The organism is Bacillus infantis, from assembly GCF_008180445.1.
Classification (GTDB): domain Bacteria; phylum Bacillota; class Bacilli; order Bacillales; family Cytobacillaceae; genus Bacillus_AB; species Bacillus_AB infantis_B.
On record NZ_VTER01000008.1, the window covers coordinates 42,147 to 62,452 of the forward strand.

A 20,306-nucleotide genomic window follows, 5' to 3' on the forward strand; every position below is an offset into this window, starting at 1 on the left:
AAATTGGAGGTGTTTGACAATGGCGAAATATATTGGAAAACGCTTAATCTATATGATTGTCTCGCTGTGGCTTATCATCACAGCAACGTTTTTCTTTATGCGCATTGCACCAGGGAATCCATTTACATCAGAAAAACAACTGCCTCCCGAAATTGAAGCAAACCTGAATGCCCACTACGGGCTGGATCAGCCATGGTATGTTCAATATGGGGAGTACTTATTAAGGATTCTGAAATGGGATTTTGGCCCGTCTTTCAAGTATAAAAGCCAGACTGTCAATGATTTGATAAGCGATGGCTTCCCTGTATCACTGCTGCTTGGAATTGAGGCTATACTTATCGCAGTATCAATCGGTGTTGTGTTAGGGGTTATTGCTGCACTTAAGCACAACAAGTGGCAGGACTACACGGCAATGATCGTGGCGGTTATGGGAATTTCGGTTCCGTCCTTCATCATGGCAACATTCCTGCAATATTTCCTTGCCATTAAGCTTGGCGTTTTCCCTGTAGCGAGATGGGAATCATTTATGCACACCATATTGCCTGCGTTAGCACTGGCAGCTTCGCCGATGGCGTTTATTGCCCGCCTGACCCGTTCTTCCATGCTGGAAGTGCTGGCAAATGATTATATCAAGACGGCTAAATCAAAAGGTTTAAGCCAGGGTGTTATCACCATAAAGCATACCATTAGAAATGCAATGCTTCCTGTTGTTTCATATATGGGACCTTTATCAGCGGGAATCATTACAGGAAGTTTCGTAATTGAGAAAATCTTTGGTATTCCGGGACTCGGCTCCCACTTTGTATTGAGCATTGCAAACCGAGATTATACCGTTATTATGGGAGTTACCGTATTCTACAGTGTTATTCTGTTAGTGTCTATTCTCCTTGTCGACATTGCGTACGGACTCATTGACCCGCGCATCAAACTTGCAGGCGGGAAGAAAGGAGAGTAAATTATGGGACAGATATCAAAAGATAAATTCAGAGTTGTTGGCACACAAGAAAATGATGCTGAAAAAATCAGTAAACCAAGCCTATCGTTCTGGAAAGATGTTACACTTAGATTCCGAAAAAACAAGCTTGCCATGTTTGGGATTGTGCTTTTAGCCATCCTTGTATTTATGGCGATCTTTGGACCATATATGACACCATATGATTATGCCTCAAATGATCTTGGCAATAAAAATCAGTCACCATCTTCCGAGCACTGGTTCGGTACAGATGATCTGGGACGCGATGTATTTGCCCGTACATGGGAAGGTGCACGAATCTCCCTGTTCATCGGTTTGGCAGCTGCCTTGATTGATCTCTTCATTGGTGTGTTATGGGGCGGCATCGCTGGATATAAAGGCGGACGCACCGATGAGTATATGATGCGTGCAGCGGATGTCCTTTACGGAATTCCTTACTTGCTGCTTGTTATCCTTCTTATGGTTGTATTAGGCCAGAGTGTCGGCACGATGATCCTTGCCATGACCATTACCGGATGGATCAATATGTCCCGTATTGTCCGTGGACAAGTCCTTTCTCTTAAGAATCAGGAATATGTCCTTGCTTCAAGAACTTTGGGAGCAAATGTTTCTCGTATCATGTTCAAACACCTGATCCCGAATACAATGGGCCCTATCCTTGTCACCATGACCCTTACAGTGCCATCAGCCATTTTTACTGAAGCTTTCCTTAGCTATTTGGGACTTGGTTTGACACCGCCTGTAGCGAGCTGGGGAACCATGGCAAATGACGGCCTTCCGGCACTTAGATATTATCCTTGGCGCTTGTTCTTCCCGGCGACGTTTATCTGCTTGACCATCTTTGCATTTAACGTAATCGGAGACGGACTTCGTGATGCGCTAGATCCGCGACTACGCAAATAAGGAGTGAGATAAATGGAAAAATTACTCGAAGTAAAAGATTTAAGAGTCTCATTCCAAACTTATGGAGGAGAAGTCCAGGCTGTCCGCGGCGTGTCCTTTGACCTTCATAAAGGTGAGACCCTCGCGATTGTAGGCGAGTCCGGTTCAGGTAAAAGTGTTACCTCCCAGACAATCATGAAATTGATCCCAATGCCGCCAGGCAGAATTGCTGGAGGACAAATCCTCCTTAATGGCGACGACATCGTCCCAAAATCAGAAAAGGAAATGGAAAAGATCCGCGGTAAGGAAATCAGCATGATCTTCCAGGATCCTATGACTTCCCTGAATCCGACGATGAAGATCGGGCGCCAGATCATGGAGGTGCTGATCAAGCACCAGAATATGTCTTCTTCCGCTGCCAAGGAGAGGGCAACAGAACTTCTGCGCCTTGTTGGCATCCCTATGCCGGAGAGGCGTGTAAACCAATATCCTCATGAATTCTCAGGCGGTATGAGACAGCGTGCTATGATTGCCATCGCACTTGCGGCAAGTCCAAAGCTTTTGATCGCGGATGAGCCTACAACAGCGCTTGATGTAACAATTCAGGCCCAGATTCTGGATCTAATGAAGGATCTTCAGAGCAAAATGGATACTTCCATTATCTTCATTACCCATGACCTTGGCGTAGTTGCCAATGTAGCTGACCGTGTGGCTGTCATGTATGCCGGCCAGATTGTTGAGATGGGCACTGTCGATGAAATCTTTTATGACCCGCGCCATCCATATACATGGGGATTGCTGGCATCCATGCCTAGCCTTGAGAACAGCAATCAGACTGAACTAACAGCAATACCTGGAACTCCTCCGGATTTGACAAACCCTCCAGCAGGAGATGCTTTTGCAGCGAGGAACCAGTTTGCATTGGCCATTGATTTTGAAGAAGAACCGCCAATGTACCAGATCTCTGAAACGCACTTTGCAAAAACATGGCTGCTTCACCCGGATGCACCGGAAGTAGAACCGCCTGAAGCTGTCAAGCGCAGGATCCGCAAGCTCTCTTCTACATTCGATAAGCCCGTTTTAGTGAAGGAGGGCAAATAAGATGGCTGAAAAATTAATTGAAATCAAAAACCTAAAGCAGCACTTCAATGTCGGCCGCCCCAATATGGTCAGAGCAGTAGACGGCATTTCATTTGATATCTACAAAGGCGAAACTCTTGGCCTGGTAGGGGAATCCGGCTGCGGTAAATCAACAACAGGAAGATCGATTATCAGGCTGTATGATGCTACTGATGGACAGGTCCTTTTTGAAGGCGAGGATGTCCATGGGAAGAAATCGACTAAAGAGCTGAAGAAATTCAACCGCAAAATGCAGATGATCTTCCAGGATCCTTATGCTTCCCTGAATCCAAGGATGACTGTAGCTGATATCATTGCTGAAGGCATTGACATCCATGGCCTTGCCAATAGCAAGAAAGAGCGTATGGAAAGAGTGTATGAGCTTCTTGAAACGGTCGGCTTGAACAAAGAGCACGCTAACCGTTATCCGCATGAGTTCTCAGGCGGTCAGAGACAGCGTATCGGAATTGCCCGAGCTCTTGCTGTACAGCCTGAATTCATCATTGCTGATGAGCCGATTTCAGCTCTCGATGTTTCCATCCAGGCACAGGTTGTAAACCTGATGAAGCAATTGCAGCGTGATAAAGGGCTGACATATCTGTTTATTGCCCATGACCTTTCCATGGTTAAATATATCAGTGACAGGATCGGGGTTATGTACTTCGGCAAGCTGGTTGAAATTGCTCCCGCCGATGATCTTTACAATAACCCGCTCCATCCTTATACACAGTCCCTTCTTTCTGCCATTCCGCTTCCGGATCCAGAAACTGAGAGGACCAGGAAGCGTACAAGCTATGATCCTGCTGTCCACAATTATACGGACAGTGACCAAGTGGAAATGCGGGAAATTTCACCAGGACATTATGTTTACTGCTCTGAAAAGGAAGCAGCACAATATAAGGCCCAATACAAAAAATAACAAAAGACGATCTCATTCTGAGATCGTCTTTTGGCTTTTCATTACATCAAATAAAAAGAACAGCAAAAATTCAAGAATTATCGTTGCAGATGATGTAAATAGCTAAGCTGTAAAAACGATCTATTTCGGAATGTGAAGTATCACTTTAACCCTTTTTCTCATTAACGTATTTTTCTTGTTATAATAATACAACATTTTGACAACAATTACTATTATAAATTTTCTATATATTCATTAATCGTATTAAATTTATAAAAAAACCTATATTTCAAGTGTAATAGGAAAGAAGAAAGGGAATGAGTACTATGTTGTTGCTTTTTACATATGTAAATGGAAGCAGGCTGCCTTTATAATGAAAATATAAGGATAGAAGGGAGAGGGAATATGAAGGCTCTGAAAATGACTGCGGCTGCAGCTGCTTTGTCTTCACTCATCACAGTACATGCCAGTGCGGAAGAGAGTGAGAAGCTGACAAACAGCTCCATGCCTGTTAGAGAATACATAGAAATGAAAAAAGAACTGCCAGCAGCCATGGCCCGATTTAAATATGACTCAGGCTATACTTTTGAATACCCTGACGCTGTAAGGGGAGTCTATGTTACCGGGCATTCTGCCGGCGGAGAAAAATTTAATAAGTTAGTAGATTTGATGGACAAAACGGACTTAAATGCCATGGTTATCGATATAAAAGATGACTGGGGCAATCTTACTTATATCCCTGAAGGGGAATCGCCTTACAGTTCCATCGGCAAACCCTACATAAAAGACCCTGCGAAGGTTCTCAAAACGATGGAGGAGAAGAAAATTTATCCTATTGCCCGTGTGGTTGTCTTTAAAGACAGCGTATTGGCCAATAGCAAGCCGGAATGGTCCTATAAGGATGGGAATAAGGTCTGGTCAAATGGCAGAGGTGAATCTTTCGTAAACCCATTCCTGAAAGAGGTATGGGATTATAATGTCGGAATTGCCATTGAAGCCGCTAAGATGGGCTTCCAGGAAATCCAGTTTGATTATGTCCGTTTTCCTGAAGGGTTTGAAAAACGTGAAGACACATTAACTTATTCTACCGGTGAGTATAATGGCGCTGAAGATAATGTGCAAAAAAGGGTTCAGGCTGTCACTGACTTTGTAGCTTACGCCAGGGAAAAGCTTAAGCCTTATGATGTACAAGTTTCTGTTGATATCTTTGGCTACAGCGCAACACTGCCGGAAGCACCCGGGATCGGCCAGAATTTCTCTAAGATATCCTCCAATGTTGATGTGATTTCATCAATGATTTATCCGAGTCATTGGACGTCCTATTTCGGCATCAGCAAGCCTGATCTGGAGCCATATAATCTTGTGGCTGAATATTCCAAGCTTGAGAAGAAGAAGCTTGCAGAGCTGGAAGAGGCGCCTGTATCAAGGCCATGGCTCCAGGACTTTACGGCATCGTGGCTCGGGGCCGGGAATTACAAGGCATACGGAAAGCAAGAGGTAGAAGCTCAGATCAAGGCCCTTAAAGACCAGGGCATCAATGAATATCTCCTTTGGAATGCAGGCAATTCCTACACAGAAGGCGTTGACTATACACCAGGGGATTAAAAAAAGGGAAGCCGGGCAATTGGCCCGGCTTCATCTATGTTCAATTGACCGGCCATTTTCAGGACAAGACCGCATGCTAATGGCTGTTATATTCTAAAAAACGTTAACAGCAGGATGTTATTTGACACAGAAGCTGTATGCGGTATCATAGTATATGGCAGGATCAGTTTTACTTTCTGCCGCCTACATTTTTCCACCCAGTCTGCACCTTTGCGGATTGATCCACAAATTCGGATTTTCGTTTACCGCCGAACAGCTTCTCGCCGATTCCATTCGCTGCAACTCCAATTATGGCAGTAATCCCAATCACGAGCAGGGCAACAATCGATAAATCCGCAGCAAATTCAATCATATAAACCTCCATCTTTCTTTTCACAGCAGCGCTGCGAATAATTTTGTGATGCCAAATGCCAGTGTCCCTTTCTATTTATTGTAAAAGAACGGCACTTATTAGAAAAGGTCTATTGTATAAATATTTTACATTTTGGCAAATTATTAGTGTATTTTACATGTGCGATTCAGAGCGGGGGAATGAAGCTCTGCAGCAGCCGGGAAAGTGTAGAGAAAGATGGATGCTTATCGGACTGGACTATTAAATAAAAGGAGCCAAAATATGCATTGGTATGAAAAATTGAATCAATATTTCCCTATCGAAGAAATGAAATCCCGCGAGCATATGGAGACACTGCTCAAGGAACGCTCTGAAATCTACCATAAGGACGAAGGGGAGAACCATGTTCTGATGTATGTTGAACTGGAAAACTTCGTGTTCATCGACTACCTGTTTGTTTCAAAGGCAGCCAGGGGACAAGGTCTTGGCCACAAACTCCTTGATAAGCTTAAGAAAAAGGGAAAGCCGATCATCCTTGAAGTAGAGCCGGTCGATTATGAAGACACCGACACAGAAAAAAGGCTCAAGTTTTACAAGCGGGAAGGCTTTGAGCATGCCCAATCGATCGGATACAGAAGGCGTTCGCTGGCAACAAAGGAAATCAACAGTATGGAAATCCTTTATTGGGCCCCCGGAAGCGAATCGGAAGAACTGATCTACGAGAGCATGAAGAAGACATATGAGCTGATTCATACGTATAAAGATGCGCATTTCTATGGAGAATCCTACCAGCCGGTAGAGGAAGTACTGACATTTGAAGAAGACAAAAGTTCTGGAGATGTACTCAAAGGGCTCTAGGAAAAATGCTGCTATTTTTGATAGCAGCATTTTCATTTTCATAAATTAATTGAGAATTTAAAATAAGGTTTACCGGCTGGACAGTATGGGTAATAAACATATAAAGGTCAAATGCGGCACAGGCCATAATAAGTATTACATAAATATGGCCATCAAACGGGGAAAGATAGAATCTATTAAAATTTTTGAAACTTTTATCTTTCTCATACGTCTTATATAGTAGAATGCTTAAGAAAAATGAACTGTAGAACCTTTGCATAAGTCTTTTAGCATATTTCTAAAAAGGGATACCAAATGCATCTTTAATGGTGTATAATAATTAATATAAATTACTAATTTAAAGTAATTTTAATTAAGGGTTCATATTTTCTGAGTATAATTCTTGTAAAAGATCTTTATATATGTCTAATTTAAGGAGTGTGAATTTGTAAAATGGTCACATTATACACTTCACCAAGTTGCACATCTTGCAGGAAAGCGAAATCATGGCTTGAAGAGCATGAAATAGGCTATAAAGAGCGGAATATTTTTTCCGAACCCCTTTCAATTGATGAAATCAAGGAAATCCTCCGTATGACGGAAGATGGTACGGATGAAATTATCTCTACGAGATCAAAGACGTTCCAAAAACTTGATGTGAACCTGGAAACCATGCCGCTTCAAGAGCTGTTTGAGTTAATTAAGGATAACCCCGGCCTGCTGCGCCGTCCAATCATTATTGACGAAAAGCGCCTTCAGGTTGGCTATAACGAAGATGAAATCAGACGATTCCTTCCGCGCAAAGTACGCACGTATCAGCTGCGGGAAGCACAGCGTATGGTTAACTGATGAACCAGCTCTTTATCTCTTTGAGATAAGGGGCTTTTTATTTTGTTCCTTTCCTTGATTGATAATTATATGGGCCATATTGGCTTTCCGGCAAGCCAGTTGTTTGTACACAATCGAATTTTTTGGTAAGATTAAATGTACTAAAATGAAGCATATAGGCATACAATGGTTTTTTGAAACCTGCTTTATTTTAATTCCCTTTATCCCCTTTTTGACATAAAATAGGAGTATAAGGCAACAATACTGTTACCTTCCTAGAAAGATTAGAGCCAACTATATTGGGTAAAGGATATAAACAACATCTTATGGGGGTATTTAGTCCCTTCAACAATCGCCGGAAGGGAGAGTTCTGAATGGAAATTGAACGGATTAATGATAATACTGTCAAGTTTTACATTTCTTATATTGATATAGAAGAGAGAGGCTTTGACCGGGATGAAATCTGGTACAACCGGGAGCGGAGCGAGGAACTCTTTTGGGAAATGATGGACGAAGTGCATCAGGAAGAAGAGTTCATGGTGGAAGGGCCTTTATGGATTCAGGTACAAGCTTTGGATAAAGGGCTCGAGGTGCTGGTCACCAAGGCGCAGCTTTCCAAAGACGGCCAGAAATTCGAACTTCCCGTTCCTGAGGATAAGCTGAAAGACCTGCCTGTTGAAGAGAGGATCGAGGATTTGCTGGATCAGCATTTCACAAAGCATGAAGATGAAGAAGACTCTTCTTATGAAGATAATCTTGAGTTCCTTCTGAAATTTGATGATTTTGAAGATATCATTTCCCTTTCCAAAACCTCCAGCCTTGATTCCTTGGCAACAAAGCTTTATTCTTTTGAAAATAAATACTATCTGTTTGTTGAATTTCCTGACGAGGAAGATCTTGATGAAGAGCAGATTGATAATGCTTTGAGCATCCTGCTTGAATTCGGGCATGAAACCCAGACGACGATCCACCGGATTGAAGAATACGGTAAGCTTATAATAGATGAAGATGTCTTCGGGGAACTTAGGAAATATTTTGATTAAAAAATGCCGATTTCTGAATGAAATCGGTGTTTTCTTTGTATATAGAAGGCAGCATGATTTTGCCGGTTGGGACAGGTGACAGCCATAATGAAAAACGCCGTAAGGATTACCATATTCAGCGGATTCCTGATCTTACTCCTTTTTGCCATAAATAAATTTTTTCCGGTCAATGGCGGCTTTCTGGGCTACTTCAGCCTGTTGATAACTTTATCCGTCATATTTATCGGGTTCATCATTTTCCTGGAAAACCGCCATCCCTCACAGACGTTGACCTGGCTGGTGGTTTTAGGCGGTTTCCCCTTGCTCGGATTTATTTTCTACCTTCTTTTTGGGCGGAACTACCGGAAGGAAAAGATGTTCCGGAAAAAATATTTCTTGGACAAAGAAGCTTTCAGGAAAGTCCAGGAAAACCACGGGAGAAATTATGCTGAAAAAGTACGGCAGATGGGGGAGCATCAAAGAAAGCTTTTCCGATTGGCCCATGAAATCGGAAACAGCCCCATTTCCTTTGCAACCAGTACAAGAATCCTTACAAATGGAGAAGAAACCTTCAATCAGATCCTTGAATCTCTCCGGAATGCCACCCATCATATCCATATGGAATATTATATTGTCCGCCATGATGAAATCGGGATGGAGATTAAAGAGATACTTATGCAAAAGGCGAGGGAAGGGGTCAGGGTTAAATTTTTGTACGATGCGGTGGGCTCCTGGAAAATGTCCAAGAAGTATATTCGCGACCTCAGGTCATCCGGAGTGGAGACAGTTGCATTCGGTCCGGTAAAAATGCCGCTCCTGAACAGCAAATTCAACTTCCGCAATCACCGTAAAATCATTGTCATTGACGGCAATACAGGTTTTATGGGCGGCCTTAACATCGGTGATGAGTATCTGGGGCGCAATCCGCATTTCGGTTTCTGGCGTGATACCCACCTGATGCTCCAGGGGGAAGCGGTGCGTACATTGCAGCTCATATTTCTGCAGGACTGGTATTATATGACCAATGACAGCTTTTTGACAGCTGAATATCTGACCCCGGTCCCCGAAGAGAACAATCATGGGGGTGTACAGCTGATTGCCGGCGGCCCGGATAATGAATGGAGTGTCATTAAGAATATTTTCTTCTCGATGATTACTTCTGCGAAAGAGTCCGTCTGGATTGCTTCTCCTTACTTCATCCCTGATGAAGACATATTCACCGCCATCAAAGTGGCTGCCCTGAGCGGGGTGGATGTCCGCCTGCTGGTGCCGCATCGACCGGATAAGCGTATAGTTTTCCATGCATCAAGGTCTTATTTTCCTGAATTGCTTGATGCAGGCGTCAAGATCTATGAGTATCAAAAGGGCTTTATGCACAGCAAGATTGTGATTGTCGACAATGAGCTTGCTTCTATCGGAACATCGAATATGGATATGAGAAGCTTTCACCTGAATTTTGAAGTCAATGCTTTTCTTTTTAAAACTCACAGTACACAAAAGCTTGCTTCTGAATATCTGCTTGATCTTAATGATTCTCAGGAAATTACAGGTGCTCTGTTCGGAAAGCGGCATATTGGGTACAGGCTGCTTGAATCAACTGCACGCCTGCTGTCACCACTGCTTTAGGACCTATGACCGTAACATATGAGGAGAATGCTGCAGCAGCTGCTGCGGCATTTTTCTATGAAGGGGCAATATGAGCAGGATATCCATTTCAAACAGCGAATTAATATTAATGTAAAAAGAAAGGAGGAGAATTATGCTGACAGCAATCCGTCAATCAGGCAAGTTCATCAACTGTGCTGACTTCACGGATAGGGAAACGCTGCGGAAGCTTAAGGTAAAGGAGGGCAGCTTCCTCTGTCCGGTATGCAGGGAAAAGGTGATGCTTAAGGTTGGAATCAGGAAGATACCCCACTTTGCCCATTTTAAGGAACATTCCTGTGAAGCATCCTTTGAAAGTGAGTCAGAGTACCATATGAAAGGAAAGCTGGATATTTACCGTTGGCTGATGGCCAATCATGTTCATGCCAGGCTGGAAACTTATATAAAGAGCATCAAACAGCGCCCTGATATCTGCTTTGTATACGCCGGGAAGAAATTTGCCGTTGAATTCCAGTGCTCCCCTATTCCGGAATCGCTGTTCGCCAGCAGGACGAGGGCTTACAGAGAGGCAGGCTTCACGCCCATCTGGATACTGGGAGGAAAAGAGATCAGACGGACCTCAGCCCAAAAAGCAAGCTTCTCTGAGTTCCACTATTCTTTTGTCAATCGTTCATCAGATGCTCCATATCACTTGCTTTCTTACTGCCCCGGTGCACAGAGCTTTATTTTCCTCTCCAATATCTGCCCGCTCACCACCCGCAATGTCCTGACAGACTTCTCTGTCTTACCACTTCATAAAATGAAACTTCCAAGTCTATTAACTGCCCCATGGATTGTCCGTTTCCCGCCGGCAGGCTGGCATAAGGAAATCTGCAAGCTGCTGCAAACTTATACGCTGACTCCCAACACATTCAAACATCCCTTCTACATGGCCATATATCAGGCAGGCTTACATCTCTCCCTGCTCCCGCCGCATATCGGCATTCCTGTCCGCCATTCTCCATGGTTTTCAACACCTCCGCTATTCTGGCAAGGATATATTCATACTGACTGTTTCACAGGCCTGGAACCTGGAGATAAGGTGACTGAGAATGAAATCCTGCAGTCGCTCAAGCGCCGGATACGGGCTGGTGATGTGAAAGTCAGGGAGCTTCCTCTCGCAGAAGGGGATTACAGCCTCGCTGTTGCAGAATATTTAAGCCAGTTGTCAGCCTCCGGAATCTTTCAGTTTGAAGGAGGGGGGAGATACAGGCTCGCTCAGGATTGGACCATCCCCAAGACTATGAATGATGCCGAGCTTTTGAGAATTCGCTGCTATGAAAGAATAGAGGGAGCAAGAGACATTTGCGTTTCATCCGGAACGGACAATAATGAAAACAGCATCACTGACATACAATAAGGAGAGATTTATAATAAAGAAGGAATTTCCCTTTAAAGGTAGAAATAACTAGTGAACCGATTTTTTTATTCGGACCACGAATAAAATGAAATGGAGGATATAGACATGGCAAATGAAACTGCAGTAAAAAAATTGCCTTCAAGAAGTGAAATAAAGCCGGAAGATACATGGAGGCTTGAAGATATTTTTTCAACTGACGATGACTGGGAAAAAGAATTCCAGGAAGTGAAGCAGCTTCTTCCGGATGCGGGCGGATTCCAGGGCAAGTTGGGGGATAACGCAGACAAGCTGTATGAAGCACTTCAATACCAGGACCATCTTCTTGAAAGGCTGGGCAGGCTCTATTCATATGCACATATGAGATATGACCAGGATACGACCAATTCCTTTTACCAGGGACTGGATGACCGCATTAAAAATCTGTATTCCCAGGCAGCGAGCAGCCTTGCCTATATTGTGCCAGAGATTCTGGCAATCGATGAAGAGAAGATCAGCAGCTTCCTTGATGAAAAAGAAGAGCTAAGACTCTATAAGCATTCTTTGGAGGAAATCAACCTTCAAAGGCCGCACGTATTATCTGCAGAAGCAGAAGCGCTGCTGGCACAGGCTTCAGAAGTCCTTGATGCACCAGGGAACACATTTGGCATGCTGAATAATGCCGATCTTGAGTTTCCATCCATTAAAGATGAAAACGGAGAAGAAGTCGAGGTTACCCATGGCCGCTATATCCGTTTCCTGGAGAGTGACGATCAGCGGGTCCGCAGGGATGCCTTTAAAGCGGTGTATGATACTTATGGTAAATTCAAGAATACTTTTTCAAGCACCTTAAGCAGCAATGTCAAAAAAGACAATTTCTATGCGCGTGTCAGGAATTATGATTCTGCGCGCCACGCTGCACTTTCGGACAATAATATCCCTGAAAGCGTCTATGAAAATCTGGTCAATACGGTCAACGACAACCTCCATCTTCTCCACCGCTACATTAAGCTGAGAAAAGAGGTCCTGGGCCTTGAAAAGCTTCATATGTATGATCTTTTCACACCGCTTGTCAAAGATGTGAAGATGGAAATTCCCTATGATGAAGCAAAGGAATATGTTTTAAAAGGACTGGAGCCGCTGGGAGAAGAATATCTCTCCGTATTGAAGGAAGGATTTGAAAACCGCTGGGTCGATGTCCATGAGAATAAAGGCAAAAGAAGCGGGGCTTACTCTTCAGGTGCATATGGCACAAATCCATACATCCTGATGAACTGGCAGGACAATGTGAACAATCTGTTCACCCTTGCCCATGAATTCGGGCATTCTGTCCACAGCTACTATACAAGAAAAACGCAGCCATATCCTTACGGCAATTATTCCATCTTTGTGGCAGAGGTGGCTTCCACATGCAATGAAGCCCTGCTTAACGACTATCTGCTGAAAACGATCGATGATGACCAAAAAAGGCTGTATCTGCTGAATCATTATTTAGAAGGATTCAGGGGCACGGTGTTCCGCCAGACCATGTTCGCAGAATTCGAACATCAGATCCACCAGAAAGCCCAAAATAATGAGGCATTAACAGCAGAGGCATTGACACAGGATTATTATGAGCTGAATAAAAAGTATTTCGGCGAAGAAGATATCATCATCGACGAGGAAATTGGGCTGGAATGGTCCCGGATCCCTCATTTCTATTACAATTACTATGTTTATCAATATGCTACAGGCTTCAGCGCCGCAACTGCACTAAGCAAGCAGATCCTTGAAGAAGGTGAGCCGGCTGTTGAAAGGTATATTAACTTCCTGAAGGCAGGAAGCTCAGATTATCCGATCGAAGTGCTGAAAAAAGCGGGTGTTGACATGACAAGCCCTGCTCCGATTGCAGATGCCTGCAAAGTATTCGAGGAGAAGCTGAACGAGATGGAAGAACTTTTGAACAGGGTTAAGCAGTAAAACAGAGAAGGGGATAGACTTATTCCCTTAGTGAAATGCACAACGTGAAAAATGCTCAAAAAGCATGTTAAATCGTATATGATTTAGCGTGCTTTTTTTATTGGCAGGAAGAAATGCTGCCGGTGAAGCATTTTGATGTCTTTATGCATGCAGGAATCGGCAAAAGTGAAGGTTTGAGTGGGAGTGGTGTGCTGAATCTGAGAATTTGGCGCTTTTTTGTTTGGCTGGTGGGACGGGATGGGGGTTCGGTGGGGGGTTATTTGCGAGTTTTGGAATATATTTGCGGGATTTTTAATATTTTTGCGAGTTTTGGAATATATTTGCGACTTTGCTGAGTTTATTTGCGAGTTTTCGCTTTTATTTGCGACTAGAGGCTGGAGGAACTGGCGAAGTTGAGCGGGGGTCTGGGAGGAAGGGAGCTGCTGCAGGACGGATATTAGCAACTTTTCCGGTTTATTAGCAACTTTCCTGGTATATTAGCAACTTTATCCATATATTAGCAACTTTTCGATTATATTAGCAATTTCCGCCATATATTAGCAACTCTGTCACACCCACCCCCCTGCACCAGGCGCACTCCCCCGAAAAAACTGTACATCCTCTGGTTTCGTATTTAGCTAAAACCCCTTAAACCGCCTTCTTTCATTCATGTACAGCACCAGGATCAAAAGGGCCAGGAATAAGAGGGGGGAGGTGATGATGAGGGGCAGCATCTTCATGAGACCAAGTATATTCAGAATGAAAGCAGCAGTGGCTGCCAGTATTATCAGAAATAAGATGGCTTTACTTTTAAGCATGCTTAACCTCCTGGTTATGGATTCAGGGCTTGTGTATGTATATGTAAATGTATATGCAAAAATCGGGGGATTATTTCGTGACAATTCTGTGAAGAGATGAACAATCTCTTGTTTAACCTTCAGCCAGTATGATAAGATTTACTTGTGACATAGTTCACAAACAAACAAAAAATCAAACCCCCTTTCTATTATTGAAACATACACTCCCATCCTGAAATATAAGAAAAGCCCTGCATCTGCAGGGCTTTTCTTATATCCTGTGTTATTCTCCGCAATATCTCCAAAAGGTCCCGTATTTTGCAGGAAGCTGTTCGACCAGCTGCTTCAATTGGAGTTTTTTCATTTCTTTTTCTACCTGGGATGCCGTCATATTGTAGACAACTGCGATTTCCTTGGTTGCTACCAGCTTGAAGTATCTAAGGAATGCTTCAAGGGATGGCGGTTCAGAAGGTTCAGGCTTCATCTGCAGCATTTCTTCAATGATCTGCACATACACCTCATAAGGGTAATAGCCTGTGACTTTAATTCCTTCTTCTTCAATATTTTCATTAAAAAATACAAGAGTAGGTATTTCCTGTACATCCATTTCTGAAGTGATCTTCAGGTCGCACTGAAAAGCTTTAGCAGCGCTGTCTGAGTGGATATCGGCAACAAATTCGACAACGTCAAGCCCGACATTCTGTGCACAGGACTTGAGGACATCGAAGTTTGAAACGTTCTGTTTTTCAAGGAAAAGCACTTCCTGCAGCTTCCGCAGAAAGCGGATTCCTGCTTTTCTTCCCTGCAGCTCGGCTGCCTTTATGGCAATGGAGGCCAGGTGCGGGGACGAGACAGGGTTTTCAAACCAGACATTGCCATCACATGACATCCCTGAACGGCTTGCAGTCTTTTCCCAATAATCCGCGAGGCTTTCCAGCTTCTGCTTCCTTCCCATGTTGAGGGAGGCAAGCCTGCCGCTAAGGACATGCTTAAAGGAAAAGTAGCTTCCGTACTCTATCATCAGTTTCTTAATAATCGGTTCCAGCGCCCAGCACTCGGGACAGAGAGGATCGACGAACATGTAAATCTCAATCCGCTTTTTCTCGATGCCCTGGCAATGAGGAGATGCATGGATGAATTGAGAAGTTTCTTTTTCCCTCACTTGCTATCACCTTTCATCATATCTTTTTCTGGTGTATTGATCATATGCTGTGTCGTTAATGCGAGCCGGGAGAAGAAATGCTGCCTGAAGTCGCCTTCCAATCCTGTTGCATCCATAGCCTGTTCCATGCATGACAGCCATGCCTTTGCCCTTGTTTCAGTAATTTCGAAGGGGAGGTGGCGGGCTCTTAGCATAGGGTGCCCATGTTCGGTTGTATATAAAGCAGGTCCTCCAAGATATTGAGTCAGGAACTGTTTTTGCTTTCTGGCCGTTTCAGTCAGGTCATCAGGGAAGATAGGAGCGAGATCAGGGTGCTGTCCAACCAGGCTGTAAAAAACATCAACAAGCCGGTGAAGTTTTTCTTCGCCAATAGCATCGAACGGTACAGTCATTTTCTCGGCCATTATAAAAACTCCTTTTCGAGTTTAATGAGTAAGTTTCCAAAAGATTAGTTATAGCAGGAACATGATCTTTTAATCCTTCTGTGCTTTCTTTATTTTAACAACGCCCTTTTTATATCTCAAACAAACAGCTTGAGGACAAGTGGCGGCATTCATTACTTTAACCAATATCACGGAATTTTTCCAGCGTGAACCATTGTCAGCTCAATATGAAGGTTTTTCCCGCAAAAAAAAGCCTTCTGCAGAGCCTGGGGCTGCAAAAGGCTTTCTCGCAAGCTTCTTATGCAAAAAAGCTGCCGGTCACTTTTTTCACATAGTTCAAAGTTTCTTTAAAAGGAGGGATGCCCCCGTATTTATCTACATTTCCCGGGCCTGCATTGTAGGCTGCAAGCGCCTTTTCAATGTTTCCGCCATACCTGTCCATCATTTCACGCAAATATTTGCTGCCGCCAAATATATTGTCACGGGGATCAAATACATTTTTGACGCCAAGGCCTCTGGCTGTTTCCGGCATAAGCTGCATCAGCCCGGAAGCCCCGGCAGCACTGACAGCACCGGGATTGAAGTTGGATTCCTGTTTGATGACAGAGTGGATGAGCTTCGCTGGAAGCTTGTACAGCTCTGCTGCCTCATTGATGATATCTGAAAAAGGGTCTCCATTTCCTCCGGAAAGCTTTGTAAAGCTTACTGGAGGAAGTGCCGCAGCCATCTTTCCTGACAGGAATGTTTCTCGCCCGGTTTCTGCAGACGCCTGTCCGCCGGGTGCCTCATCTGCAGCCATCATCTCATTCATGATGCTGGTAAAGACACTGCCCAAGCCGGAGTCTGAAGGAGTACTGTTGCCGCCGAAATTCTGCAGGGCCTGGAGTTCAAGCATCACTTTCAGTTGGTCAATGTTCATTGCTGGCTCCTTTTATATAACTGCCAATGCTTTAATCATTCAGCAGTGTTCAATTTTAATTTTTGGCTGTAAAACCTCTTAATTTTATTTTCGGTTTTTCTTTCGGGAATGTTTAGGAATTTCAGGAAAAGGATAAATTCCTTCTTTCCTTTTTCGCTGTCACTCACTTCATATTCTAATTCATAATCCTCGCAATTTAAATAGGAACTATGGTCGAGAACCATCAGGCCGCCTTTATACGCTTTTTCGGCCCGTCTGGTAGAAAGGGATCCAAAGTATTCGAGTTCGGCAGCAGGAATATTCATGATTTCCAGCGCTTCTTTTATGAGGCCGTCCGGAATGCTTCCTGTCTGCATGCAGGCTTCGGCTTCGATTTGTGAAAGCTCTATATTTGTCTCGAGCAGCCCTTCGCCTGCCGGCTGCTTGAGCGTCATTTCATGTTTCCCGTTTTTCTTGCGGATCCTTAGCGCGCACATTTTGTCCTTGAGCTTGAAGTCCGGTGTATCAAAATAATGGTTTTCCTGCATGAAAAAATCTGCCGGTTCAATCTGCAGGAAGGCTGCCGCTTTTTCAAATTCATGCTGCTCTATCATGTTCTTAAATTCTATTTCAATATGCTGTGAATGGCTCATATCATTTGTGCTCCCCTGAGTATAGTCTGTTTTATTATCTCTTTCTTTCAGACAGACTTCAATCCTTAGGATATAGAAACAACCTGTGATAAAATAAAGGGGAGTATTGGAGGTTGGAATTCATGAATAAAAAAATAGACATATTCAAGGCGGCATTGACAGAAACGAACGAGCTGCTGCTGGAAACAGAACAGGATATTAACGGGCTTAAGGCAAATGGACAGATGCTGGTCGATTCAGATAATCTGGCATTTGTTTATATTGCAGAAAGCAATGATGAATATACATACATAGTCCTTTCAGAAGGCATATGGGCCGCCATGAGCCAGGCCCTCGCAGCAGGGGCGGATGCCTATCTGGCAAACGGCCCAGGCAGGCTGCATCTTCCGCAATTCAGGGAGGAACTCGGCTATCTGATCGAGAATATTAAAGGCAACAGCAATTATGGAGATGAAATGGTGGCAAAGGTGGAAGCCGCCTTCTAAAAGCGCAATAGCCCCCGGCAGAAAGGCTGGTGCACCCCGGCCTTCTTCCGGAAAATAGAGAAAATGGGATGAGGTGAAGATGCGCATGAAGCATTGGGATCAATTTTTAGCACCTTATAAGCAGGCTGTCGAGGAATTGAAGGTGAAACTGAAAGGGATGAGGGGCCAGTTTGAACTTGATTCCTCAAGTTCCCCGATTGAATTTGTTACAGGCAGGGTAAAGCCGATTGCGAGCATATTGGATAAAGCCAATCAAAAGGGGATACCGCTTGATAAATTGGAAACCGAGATGCAGGATATTGCGGGCTTGAGGATGATGTGCCAGTTTGTGGATGACATAAAACTGGTTGTTGAAATGCTCCGCCGCAGGAACGATTTCGAGCTGATAGAAGAAAGGGATTATATTTCCCACAAAAAGGCAAGCGGCTACCGTTCCTATCATGTCGTCATAAGATATCCTGTCCAAACGATCAATGGCGAGAAAAAAATCCTTGTTGAGATCCAGATCAGGACGCTGGCCATGAACTTTTGGGCGACTATAGAACACTCACTGAATTATAAATACCGCGGCCAATTCCCCAAGGATATACAGATGAGGCTGAAAAGGGCCGCTGAGGCTGCCTTCCGCCTGGATGAAGAAATGTCCCTGATCAGAGGAGAAATCCAGGATGCACAGGCGTTCTTCACCCGGAAGAAAGAGCATCAGAAGGAAGGCGGAAGCTGAGCGGCAAGGCTTCTGTCCACCACAGGGCAAAGGTCAAACTGGGATTTTGAAAAGGAGAGAAAAAGCACAATGAAATTTGCCATTACGTCTAAAGGCGACTCCAAATCAAATACACTTATGCATAAAATGAAAACGTATTTACTGGATTTTGATTTAATATATGATGAGGATCAGCCGGATATTGTTGTATCCATAGGCGGGGATGGCACGCTTCTCTATGCTTTCCACCGGTACAGCAGCAGGCTGGAAAAAACGGCTTTCGTCGGCATTCATACAGGACATCTTGGCTTTTATGCTGATTGGGTGCCGGAAGAAATCGAAAAGCTGGTGATTGCCATTGCCAAGACGCCGTACCAGGTGATTGAATATCCCCTTCTTGAAGTGATCATACGCTACCAGCATGGAGGAAGGGAAACGAGATATCTGGCCCTGAATGAATCTACAGTCAAGAGCATCGAGGGGACACTGGTGATGGACGTTGAAATCAGGGGACAGCATTTCGAGCGCTTCAGGGGAGACGGGCTCTGCCTTTCCACTCCATCAGGAAGTACGGCTTATAATAAAGCGCTTGGAGGGGCCATTCTCCATCCTTCGCTGCCTGCCATCCAGTTTGCGGAAATGGCTTCAATCAATAACCGGGTATTCAGGACGCTGGGTTCACCGCTTGTCCTGCCGGCCCATCATACGTGCATGCTGAAGCCGGTCAATGTACCGGACTTCCAGATTACAATCGACCATCTGACGCTCCTGCACAAGGATGTAAAGTCGATCCAGTTCAGGGTGGCGGATGAGAAGATCAGGTTTGCCCGTTTCCGTCCATTCCCATTCTGGAAAAGGGTCCATGATTCATTTATTACTGACAACTAAGAAGGGAAGGGCCCTCCATGGATTCGTTCACATTAAATTGGAGAATCGATAAGCAGGACAGCGGACAGTCCATCAAAGATTATCTGAAGCAGCATGAAATTTCCAAAGCTGCCCTGACTGATATAAAGTTCAGCGGCGGGAAAATCGAAGTGAACGGCAATGAGGAAAATGTGCGCTATACACTAAAGGAGGGGGACTGCCTTTACGTCAGGTTTCCTTCTGAAATGCCGAGTCCAGGGATGGAAGCAGAAGACATTCCCCTGGCTGTCGTGTATGAAGATCCATATGTACTGGTTGTCAACAAGCCAGCCGCTATGAGCACGATCCCCTCAAGAGAGCATCCCCGCGGAAGCCTTGCGAATGCACTTATCGGCTATTACAGGAAAATCAATCTGGCTTCTACGGTCCATATTGTGACAAGGCTTGACCGTGACACTTCAGGGCTGGTCCTGGTTGCCAAGCACCGCCATGTCCATCATTTAATGAGCACACTGCAGAGGGAAGGCAGGGTGAAGAGAACCTATGAAGCCTTTGCAGAAGGAAAGCTATTCCCGGAAGAAGGTTCCATAGAGGCACCGATTGCCCGCAAAAAGGACAGCATCATTGAAAGGGAAGTCAACTTCCTTGAAGGGCAGTATGCCTGCACTCATTACAAAGTGAAAGGAACCGGAGAGTTCACTTATGTGGAGCTGGTGCTTGAAACAGGGAGGACCCACCAGATCCGGGTCCATCTTTCCCATCTCGGCCATCCCCTGCTTGGAGACGGGCTGTATGGAGGGAATAAAAATCAAATTGGCCGGCAGGCCCTTCATTGCCGGGAGCTCCGTTTTTTTCATCCGTTCCTGGACAGGCAGCTTTGCTTCTCAGCCGGGCTGCCTGATGATATGAATGCACTGCTGGAATAGAAGACAGCCGCCTTTTTAG

22 protein-coding genes are annotated in these 20,306 nt (G+C 44.4%); 16 read left to right on the top strand and 6 right to left on the bottom strand.

Features of this window, described 5'->3' with window-relative positions; translation table 11 throughout:
* Positions 1–19: 19 nt before the first annotated feature.
* The 5 genes from FZD51_RS16760 to FZD51_RS16780 all read left to right on the top strand — a co-directional run bounded on the left by FZD51_RS16760 (position 20) and on the right by FZD51_RS16780 (position 5,477).
* The gene (locus FZD51_RS16760) at positions 20–955 is read left to right on the top strand and encodes an ABC transporter permease (protein ID WP_148975814.1); all 936 of its coding nucleotides are present in this window, start codon (positions 20–22) and stop codon (positions 953–955) included.
* 3 nt (positions 956–958) lie between these two features.
* Complete coding sequence (locus tag FZD51_RS16765; protein WP_148975815.1) at positions 959–1,876, top strand: ABC transporter permease; 918 nt, start codon at positions 959–961, stop codon at positions 1,874–1,876.
* 12 nt (positions 1,877–1,888) lie between these two features.
* A complete protein-coding gene (locus FZD51_RS16770; protein WP_148975816.1) occupies positions 1,889–2,956 on the top strand; it encodes an ABC transporter ATP-binding protein in 1,068 nt (355 codons plus the stop codon).
* A gap of 1 nt (position 2,957) precedes the next feature.
* Positions 2,958–3,893, top strand: coding sequence for an ABC transporter ATP-binding protein (locus FZD51_RS16775; protein WP_148975818.1), 936 nt, complete (start codon positions 2,958–2,960; stop codon positions 3,891–3,893).
* Positions 3,894–4,277: 384 nt separating this feature from the next.
* Positions 4,278–5,477, top strand: coding sequence for a putative glycoside hydrolase (locus tag FZD51_RS16780; RefSeq protein ID WP_262380953.1), 1,200 nt, complete (start codon positions 4,278–4,280; stop codon positions 5,475–5,477).
* A gap of 169 nt (positions 5,478–5,646) precedes the next feature.
* Here FZD51_RS16780 and FZD51_RS16785 read toward each other — a convergent pair whose 3' ends face one another.
* Positions 5,647–5,829, bottom strand: a complete 183-nt coding sequence (locus FZD51_RS16785; protein WP_022543609.1) for a hypothetical protein — start codon at positions 5,827–5,829, stop codon at positions 5,647–5,649.
* 261 nt (positions 5,830–6,090) lie between these two features.
* Here FZD51_RS16785 and FZD51_RS16790 point away from each other — a divergent pair, with 261 nt between their 5' ends.
* From FZD51_RS16790 to FZD51_RS16820, 7 genes are all read left to right on the top strand, one after another.
* The gene (locus FZD51_RS16790; protein ID WP_148975820.1) at positions 6,091–6,666 is read left to right on the top strand and encodes a GNAT family N-acetyltransferase; all 576 of its coding nucleotides are present in this window, start codon (positions 6,091–6,093) and stop codon (positions 6,664–6,666) included.
* A 432-nt stretch (positions 6,667–7,098) separates the two neighbouring features.
* Positions 7,099–7,494: a transcriptional regulator SpxA gene (spxA, locus tag FZD51_RS16795; protein WP_009794105.1), complete on the top strand. Its 396-nt coding sequence runs from the start codon at positions 7,099–7,101 to the stop codon at positions 7,492–7,494.
* Between the two features lie 353 nt (positions 7,495–7,847).
* Positions 7,848–8,516: an adaptor protein MecA gene (mecA, locus tag FZD51_RS16800; RefSeq protein ID WP_148975822.1), complete on the top strand. Its 669-nt coding sequence runs from the start codon at positions 7,848–7,850 to the stop codon at positions 8,514–8,516.
* Positions 8,517–8,603: 87 nt separating this feature from the next.
* Positions 8,604–10,121 (top strand): cardiolipin synthase, encoded by a 1,518-nt coding sequence (cls, locus tag FZD51_RS16805; RefSeq protein ID WP_148975823.1) that lies wholly within the window; start codon positions 8,604–8,606, stop codon positions 10,119–10,121.
* 133 nt (positions 10,122–10,254) lie between these two features.
* Positions 10,255–11,499 carry a competence protein CoiA gene (locus FZD51_RS16810; protein ID WP_148975825.1) on the top strand — a complete coding sequence of 415 codons (1,245 nt, stop codon included), beginning with the start codon at positions 10,255–10,257 and terminating at the stop codon, positions 11,497–11,499.
* A 105-nt stretch (positions 11,500–11,604) separates the two neighbouring features.
* Complete coding sequence (gene pepF / locus FZD51_RS16815; RefSeq protein ID WP_148975826.1) at positions 11,605–13,434, top strand: oligoendopeptidase F; 1,830 nt, start codon at positions 11,605–11,607, stop codon at positions 13,432–13,434.
* 113 nt (positions 13,435–13,547) lie between these two features.
* Complete coding sequence (locus FZD51_RS16820) at positions 13,548–13,769, top strand: hypothetical protein (RefSeq protein ID WP_148975827.1); 222 nt, start codon at positions 13,548–13,550, stop codon at positions 13,767–13,769.
* A gap of 282 nt (positions 13,770–14,051) precedes the next feature.
* Here the strand turns inward: FZD51_RS16820 and FZD51_RS16825 are convergent, their stop codons facing one another.
* The 5 genes from FZD51_RS16825 to FZD51_RS16845 form a co-directional block, all read right to left on the bottom strand.
* Entirely contained in the window at positions 14,052–14,231 is a 180-nt protein-coding gene (locus FZD51_RS16825) for a hypothetical protein (RefSeq protein WP_148975828.1), read from the bottom strand.
* A 262-nt stretch (positions 14,232–14,493) separates the two neighbouring features.
* Positions 14,494–15,372 (bottom strand): ClpXP adapter SpxH family protein, encoded by an 879-nt coding sequence (locus FZD51_RS16830; RefSeq protein ID WP_148975829.1) that lies wholly within the window; start codon positions 15,370–15,372, stop codon positions 14,494–14,496.
* A complete protein-coding gene (locus tag FZD51_RS16835) occupies positions 15,369–15,776 on the bottom strand; it encodes a globin domain-containing protein (protein ID WP_148975830.1) in 408 nt (135 codons plus the stop codon). Before FZD51_RS16835 ends, FZD51_RS16830 begins: the two co-directional genes overlap by 4 nt.
* Positions 15,777–16,053: 277 nt before the next feature.
* Complete coding sequence (locus tag FZD51_RS16840; RefSeq protein WP_148975831.1) at positions 16,054–16,674, bottom strand: lytic transglycosylase domain-containing protein; 621 nt, start codon at positions 16,672–16,674, stop codon at positions 16,054–16,056.
* A gap of 35 nt (positions 16,675–16,709) precedes the next feature.
* Positions 16,710–17,306 carry a CYTH domain-containing protein gene (locus FZD51_RS16845; protein WP_148975833.1) on the bottom strand — a complete coding sequence of 199 codons (597 nt, stop codon included), beginning with the start codon at positions 17,304–17,306 and terminating at the stop codon, positions 16,710–16,712.
* A gap of 122 nt (positions 17,307–17,428) precedes the next feature.
* On the opposite strand from FZD51_RS16845, the gene FZD51_RS16850 reads away from it, so the two are divergent.
* From FZD51_RS16850 to FZD51_RS16865, 4 genes are all read left to right on the top strand, one after another.
* Positions 17,429–17,791: a UPF0738 family protein gene (locus FZD51_RS16850; protein WP_187445797.1), complete on the top strand. Its 363-nt coding sequence runs from the start codon at positions 17,429–17,431 to the stop codon at positions 17,789–17,791.
* Positions 17,792–17,876: 85 nt separating this feature from the next.
* Positions 17,877–18,515: a GTP diphosphokinase gene (yjbM, locus tag FZD51_RS16855; RefSeq protein WP_009794118.1), complete on the top strand. Its 639-nt coding sequence runs from the start codon at positions 17,877–17,879 to the stop codon at positions 18,513–18,515.
* 69 nt (positions 18,516–18,584) lie between these two features.
* Positions 18,585–19,382 carry an NAD kinase gene (locus tag FZD51_RS16860; RefSeq protein WP_009794119.1) on the top strand — a complete coding sequence of 266 codons (798 nt, stop codon included), beginning with the start codon at positions 18,585–18,587 and terminating at the stop codon, positions 19,380–19,382.
* A 17-nt stretch (positions 19,383–19,399) separates the two neighbouring features.
* Complete coding sequence (locus FZD51_RS16865) at positions 19,400–20,287, top strand: RluA family pseudouridine synthase (protein ID WP_148975835.1); 888 nt, start codon at positions 19,400–19,402, stop codon at positions 20,285–20,287.
* Positions 20,288–20,306: the final 19 nt, after the last annotated feature.